This is a genomic window from Amycolatopsis sp. M39, from assembly GCF_001651785.1.
GTDB classification, from domain to species: domain Bacteria; phylum Actinomycetota; class Actinomycetes; order Mycobacteriales; family Pseudonocardiaceae; genus Amycolatopsis; species Amycolatopsis rubida.
In genome coordinates this window covers 796,291-802,349 of sequence record NZ_LWSF01000004.1, presented here as the reverse complement: position 1 = coordinate 802,349, position 6,059 = coordinate 796,291, and the positions used below count along the sequence as shown (strand labels likewise).

Annotated in this window: 5 protein-coding genes; 2 read left to right on the top strand and 3 right to left on the bottom strand. The window is 71.0% G+C overall.

The window, feature by feature from the left end:
* Positions 1–108: 108 nt before the first annotated feature.
* Positions 109–2,220 carry an elongation factor G-like protein EF-G2 gene (locus tag A4R44_RS14310; RefSeq protein ID WP_067580016.1) on the bottom strand — a complete coding sequence of 704 codons (2,112 nt, stop codon included), beginning with the start codon at positions 2,218–2,220 and terminating at the stop codon, positions 109–111.
* A gap of 444 nt (positions 2,221–2,664) precedes the next feature.
* Between A4R44_RS14310 and A4R44_RS14305 the strand changes: the two genes are divergently transcribed.
* Complete coding sequence (locus tag A4R44_RS14305; protein ID WP_067580014.1) at positions 2,665–4,257, top strand: M4 family metallopeptidase; 1,593 nt, start codon at positions 2,665–2,667, stop codon at positions 4,255–4,257.
* 147 nt (positions 4,258–4,404) lie between these two features.
* Here A4R44_RS14305 and A4R44_RS14300 read toward each other — a convergent pair whose 3' ends face one another.
* Both A4R44_RS14300 and A4R44_RS14295 read right to left on the bottom strand, forming a co-directional pair.
* Positions 4,405–4,725 carry an AzlD domain-containing protein gene (locus tag A4R44_RS14300; protein WP_067580012.1) on the bottom strand — a complete coding sequence of 107 codons (321 nt, stop codon included), beginning with the start codon at positions 4,723–4,725 and terminating at the stop codon, positions 4,405–4,407.
* Positions 4,725–5,420, bottom strand: a complete 696-nt coding sequence (locus tag A4R44_RS14295) for an AzlC family ABC transporter permease (RefSeq protein WP_067580010.1) — start codon at positions 5,418–5,420, stop codon at positions 4,725–4,727. Before A4R44_RS14295 ends, A4R44_RS14300 begins: the two co-directional genes overlap by 1 nt.
* Positions 5,421–5,490: 70 nt before the next feature.
* Here A4R44_RS14295 and A4R44_RS14290 point away from each other — a divergent pair, with 70 nt between their 5' ends.
* Positions 5,491–6,054, top strand: a complete 564-nt coding sequence (locus A4R44_RS14290) for a helix-turn-helix domain-containing protein (protein WP_067580008.1) — start codon at positions 5,491–5,493, stop codon at positions 6,052–6,054.
* Positions 6,055–6,059 lie beyond the last annotated feature (5 nt).

Genomic DNA, 6,059 nt, shown 5'->3' with positions numbered 1-6,059 from the left:
CAACCGCCCGATAAACGCCACGCCGCCCCGGTATCACAGCTAACGCCCGACCACGCCACCGGGTTTCGAAACACCCTCTCCGGGTTCCCCTCACGGATTTCGCCCGGGTCAGGTCGGGACCGCCGCCCCCTCCGGCATCGGCTCGAACCGGGCGTGCCGCCGCGTGAACGTCGCCGTCCCCGAGGTCAGCGAGCGCAGGTCCACCGCGTACCGCAGCAGTTCCGCCGCGGGCACCTCGGCGTGCACCACGGCGTGCCCGCCCTCGCTGGATTCCGTGCCCAGCACCCGGCCGCGGCGGGAGGACAGGTCGCCCAGCACCGTGCCCAGGTGTTCGTCCGGCAGGCTCACCTCGACCGTGTCCAGCGGTTCCAGCAGCGAGATCCGGCTGGCCGCCGCGGCTTCCCGCAGGGCCAGCGCGCCCGCGGTCTGGAACGCCGCGTCCGACGAGTCGACGCTGTGCGCCTTCCCGTCGGTCAGGGTCACGCGCACGTCCACCACCGGACAGCCGTCCTGGACGCCGCGTTGCAGTTGCGCTCGCACGCCCTTCTCGACGCTCGGGATGAACTGGTGCGGCACCGCACCGCCGACCACCTTGTCCACGAACTCGAACCCGCCGCCGCGCGGCAGCGGCTCGACCTCGATGTCGCACACCGCGAACTGCCCGTGCCCGCCGGACTGCTTCACGTGCCGTCCGTGGCCGCGGGCGGGTTTCGCGAACGTGGAACGCAGGCTGATCCGCACCGGCTCGGTGCCGACGTCCGCACCGCCCGCGCGCAGCCGCGACAGGACGACCTCGGAATGCGCCTCGCCCATGCACCACAGCACCAGCTGCCCGGTTTCCGCGTTGCGTTCCAAGCGCAGGGTCGGGTCGCCCGCGACGAGCCGGGACAGGTTGCGGGACAACGTGTCCTCGTCGCTGCGGGACTTCGCGACGACGGCGACCGGCAGCAGCGGTTCGGGCATCCGCCACGGCTTGATCAGCAGCGGATCGTCCGGCGACGACACCGTGTCGCCGGTTTCGGCGGAACCCACTTTGGTGAGCGCGCACAGATCGCCCGCGACGCAGAACGGCACCTCGCGCAGGTTCGCGCCGAGCGGCGAGTAGAGGTGGGCGACGCGTTCGTCGGCGTCGTGGTCTTCGTGGCCGCGTTCGGCGAGGCCGTGGCCGGAGACGTGCACCGGATTCTCGGGCCGCAGGGTCCCGGAAAACACCCGGACGAGCGAAACTCGTCCCACATACGAATCGACCGCGGTGCGCACGACCTCGGCGGCGAGCGGCCCGTCCGGATCGGCCGACAGCGCGGCGTGCTCGGCGCCGTCGGGGCTGGTCACGCCGGGCGGGGTGTGCTCCAGCGGCGAGGGGAAGGCCCGCACGATGCCGTCGAGCACCTCGGCGAGCCCGATTCCGCTGGTCGCGCACACCGGGATGACCGGGTGGAACGAACCGCGCGCGACGGCCGTTTCGAGATCGGCGATCAGCACGTCCTCGGCGATCTCCTCGCCGCCGAGGTAGCGGTCCATGAGGGTCTCGTCCTCGCTCTCGGCGATGATGCCCTCGATCAGCTCGTTGCGGGCGGCGGCGAACTCCTCGGCCACGGCCGGGCCCGCGTCGCCCACGCGCGGCGGGTAGCCGGCGGAATAGTCGTAGCGGCGCTGGGTGACGAGCCCGGCCAGGCCGTCCGGCACGGGAAGGTACAGCGGCAGCACGCCCGCGCCGAAGGCGGCTTGGCAGGCGGCGATCTCGGCGAGCGCGTCGGCGCGATGGTGGTCGAGCCGCGACACGACGACGGCGCGCGGCATGCCCACCGACGCGCACTCTTCCCACACGGCGACGGTGGCGGCGTCCACGCCCTCGGCGGCGCAGACCACGAAGAGCGCGGCGTCCGCGGCCCGCAGCCCGGCGCGCAGTTCGCCCACGAAATCGGCGTATCCCGGGGTGTCGATGAGATTGATTTTGTGCCCGGCGTGCAGCACCGGGGCGACCGAAAGCCCGACCGAGCGCTGCTGGCGCACCGCCGCGGGGTCGTGGTCGCACACCGTGGTGCCCTCCACGACCGAACCGGCGCGCGGCACCGTGCCGGACGCGGCGAGCAAAGCCTCGGTGAGCGTGGTCTTCCCGGAACCGGAAGGCCCGACGAGGACGACGTTGCGCACCTTGGCGGGGTCGGCCACAGCGACGGCGGCCCCAGGGTCGGTACTCCTGTTCTGCTTGTCGGCCATGACGGCCTCCTCAGCGACGGCGGATGGTGCGACTGTGTCCCCGATCACACACCCGGGACCCGCCGGGAAGCAAGGCGATCGGCTCGGGACCAGCCGTTCGCTCAGCGCGGGGTCCCGGCGGCCCGGACCGGCCGATTCCACCGCGGACAGCTGTATTCGCACTTTCCACAAAGGATTCGATGGCGCATTCCCGCCGGATTCATCCGGAACGCCGGACTGCTGCCGAGGTGGGCGAGTGGCGATTCTTGGGCGGAAAGAGGAATTTCCGGAAATCGTGCACCGAGAATCGGGACGGAGGCGCCGAAGTTGACAACTTAGCGACCTTCGTCGGTTGTCCGGAGTGGGAAAAAACCCGACTCTTGGCGAGGTTCGATCCCATTCCACTTCCGAATCCGGCCCCCACCCCCGGGTCTGATCCGGCCTGTCCGGAGGAGAACACCGCCGATGAAATCGCGCCGACCGCTCGTGCTGCTCGCAGCCGGGGTCCTGGCCGGGGCCGTCACCACGGCCACCGCCGCCCACGCGCAACCGCTCGAACCGCAGAGCCCGCAGGCCGCCGAAGCCATGGCGGCCACCGCCGCGCAGGAGCTGGTCGCCTCCCGGCCCGCCGCGCTGCACGCAGGCAAGGACGACGTTTTCCAGCAGCACAAGGTGATCTCCTCGACCAACGGCCTGAAGTACGTGCCCTACGACCGCTCGTACCATGGCCTGCCGGTCATCGGCGGCGACTTCGTCGTGGCCACGAACTCCGCCGGGCAGGTGCTCGCCACCTCGGTCGCGCAGACCGCCGCGATCGACCTGCCCAGCACGTCGCCGAAGCTGACCGCCAAGCAGGCCGAAGCGATCGCCCGCACCCAAGTGCCCACTGTGGACAGCGTGCGGCCCGCGACGCTCGCCGCTTACGCTTTGGGCAGCCCGAAACTCGCCTGGACGACCCGGGTGAGCGGGCGGAACGCCGAGGGGCCGAGCAAGCTGGACGTCGTCGTCGACGCGACGACCGGGAAGATCCTGCACACGCAGGAGCACGTGGCCTACGGCGACGCGCAGGGCGTGTGGAACGGCCCGGAGCCGCTGCACCTCGACACGTCCTCGGACGGCGCGGGCGGTTACTCGATGACCGATCCGGCCATCGCGAACCTCAGCTGCCAGGACGCCGACACCCAGCAGACCTTCACCAAGCCGACCGACAGCTGGGGCAACGGCGACGAGACCGACCGGGAAACCGGCTGCGCCGACGCCCTCTACAGCATCCAGCAAGAGAACAAGATGCTGACGCAATGGCTGGGCCGCAACAGCTTCGACGGCAACGGCGGCGCCTGGCCGATCCGCGTCGGCCTCAACGAGCAGAACGCCTACTACGACGGCACCCAGGTCCAGATCGGGAGCAACACCGCGGGCCAGTGGATCGGCTCGCTCGACGTGGTCGGCCACGAGTTCGGCCACGGCATCGACGACCACACCCCGGGCAGCATGTCCGGCGCCGGCACCCAGGAATTCGTCGCGGACGTCTACGGCGCCGCGTCCGAATGGTTCGCCAACGAGCCCGCGCCGTACGCGGTCCCGGACTTCCTGGTCGGCAACCAGGTGAACCTCGTCGGCAGCGGGCCGATCCGCAACATGTACGACCCGTCCCAGCTCGGCCACAAGAACTGCTACGACGACTCGATTCCCGGCACCGAGGTGCACGCCGCGGCCGGCCCCGGCAACCACTGGTTCTACCTCCTCGCCGAGGGGTCGAACCCGGCCAACGGCCAGCCCGCCAGCCCGACGTGCGACAACTCGACGGTGACCGGGCTCGGCGTGCAGACCGCCGTGAAGATCTTCTACAACGCGATGCTGCTCAAGACCAGCGGCAGCTCCTACCAGAGCTACCGGACCTGGACGCTGACCGCGGCGAAGAGCCTCTTCCCGAACAGCTGCACCGAGTTCAACTCCGTGAAGGCGGCCTGGGACGCGGTGAGCGTGTCCGCCCAGCCGGACGAGCCGACCTGCGGCGCGGTCGGTGCGGCCAATTCGCACGCAATTTCCGCTCGATGAGCCAAAGCTGATTTCCCGCCGACGGGAGAGGGCGACGAGCACTCGTCTCCCTCTCCCGGTCGGTATTTTTCCTGCCGGAAGACGTGTCGTTCTTCGATCGCGGAAAATCCCGACCGGGAAATTCGCTGTGCGGTTTTCCCGGAACGGTTACGGCACCCCGGCGAGGCGGAGCAGGGCCGCCGTCGCCGCCGCGGCGAGCACGACCGCCACGAACGGGGCCTTCCGCCACGCGAGCACCCCGCCCACCAGTACTCCGGCCGGCCGGGCGATCCCGGCGAATTCCTGCCCCTGGGTCAACGCGCTGGTCGCGACCAGCGCGGCGAGCAGCACCACCGCCGACAGCGTCATCAGCCGCTCGGCTCGCGGCGACAACCGCACTTTCGCGCGCAGCAGCGGCCCGGCGAGCCGGAACGCGAACGTGCCCGCCGCGAGCACGAGTGTCGCGATGATCAGTTCCGCGCCGTCCATCAGTGCGCTCCTTCCAGGGACTTCGGCTCTTTCGCCGCGGCGCCGGCGACCACCCCGGCCAGCGCCAGCAGCACCGGCAGGCCCGCCGGGAGCAGGGGAGTGGCCGCGAGCGCGACCACCACGCCGATCAGCACCGGCAGCCGGGACGCCCGGTCCTTCAGCGACGGCAGCACGAGCGCCAGCAGCACCGCCGGGAAGGCGGCGTCCAGGCCGAACGCGTCGGTGTCGCTGATCGCGGACCCGGCGAACGCGCCGGCCACGACCCCGAGGTTCCAGCACACGAACAGCCCGGTGCCGCACGCCCAGTACGCCGCCCGCCGCCGGGCCGCGTCGCGCTGGGCGAGCGCGAACGCCACCGATTCGTCGATCATCAGGTGGCTGCCTGCCAGCCGCCCGAGCAGTCCGCGCCCGAGCGCGTCGCCGACCGCGAACCCGAACGGCACGTGCCGCGCGTTCACCAGCAGCCCGGCGGCGACCGCGGCGAGCGGATTGCCGCCCGAGGCGACGATGCCGACGAACATGAACTGCGACGCGCCGGCGAAAACCAGCAGGGACAGCAGCATCGGCGCCCACAGCGGGAAGCCGGAACCCACTGCGATGGCGCCGTAGGACACGCCCACGAGGGCGTCGGCCAGGCATACGAGACCGATGTCGCGGGCGAGGCCGCGGTCGAGTGTTCGCCAAATCGAACGCATAGTGTCCTATGCTGAACACGTCGGGGCCTGTTCGTCAAGGCGAACGAGAAGACTGATGGAGCGAACACACATGCCGAACGAGAGCACAGGCGCGCCGCTGGACATCATCGCGGCGTCCCTGCGCCGCGAGCGGGCCCGCGCCGGCCTCTCGCTGACCGAGGTCGCGCGCCGGGCAGGCCTGGCGAAATCCACCCTGTCCCAGCTGGAATCGGGATCGGGCAACCCGAGCGTGGAGACGCTGTGGGCACTCGGCGTCGCGCTGGACGTGCCGTTCTCCCGGCTGGTCGAACCGGAGCGGCAGGAGGTGAAGGTGATCCGCGCGGGCAAGGGCCCGACGGTGTTCGCCGAACACGCCGACTACGCGTGCACGCTGCTGTCCGCGTGCCCGTCCGCCGCGCGCCGCGACATCTACCTGGTCAGCGCGGAGCCCGGCATCCCTCGGCGGTCGGACCCGCACATGAGCGGCGTGGTGGAGCACACCGTGCTGTGCGCGGGCCGCGCGCGGATCGGCATCATGGACGACCCGGTGGAGCTGCTGCCGGGGGACTATATCTGCTATCCGGGCGACGTGCCGCACATCTTCGAGGCGCTGGAGCCGGGGACGTTCGGGGTGGAGATCTCCGAATACAACTGACAGCG

What these genes read in the sequence shown, in the direction of transcription:
- A4R44_RS14310 (WP_067580016.1), bottom strand. Translation starts at nt 2,220, where the DNA reads ATGGCCGACAAGCAGAACAGGAGTACCGACCCTGGGGCCGCCGTCGCT.
- A4R44_RS14305 (WP_067580014.1), top strand. Translation starts at nt 2,665, where the DNA reads ATGAAATCGCGCCGACCGCTCGTGCTGCTCGCAGCCGGGGTCCTGGCC.
- A4R44_RS14300 (WP_067580012.1), bottom strand. Translation starts at nt 4,725, where the DNA reads ATGGACGGCGCGGAACTGATCATCGCGACACTCGTGCTCGCGGCGGGC.
- A4R44_RS14295 (WP_067580010.1), bottom strand. Translation starts at nt 5,420, where the DNA reads ATGCGTTCGATTTGGCGAACACTCGACCGCGGCCTCGCCCGCGACATC.
- A4R44_RS14290 (WP_067580008.1), top strand. Translation starts at nt 5,491, where the DNA reads ATGCCGAACGAGAGCACAGGCGCGCCGCTGGACATCATCGCGGCGTCC.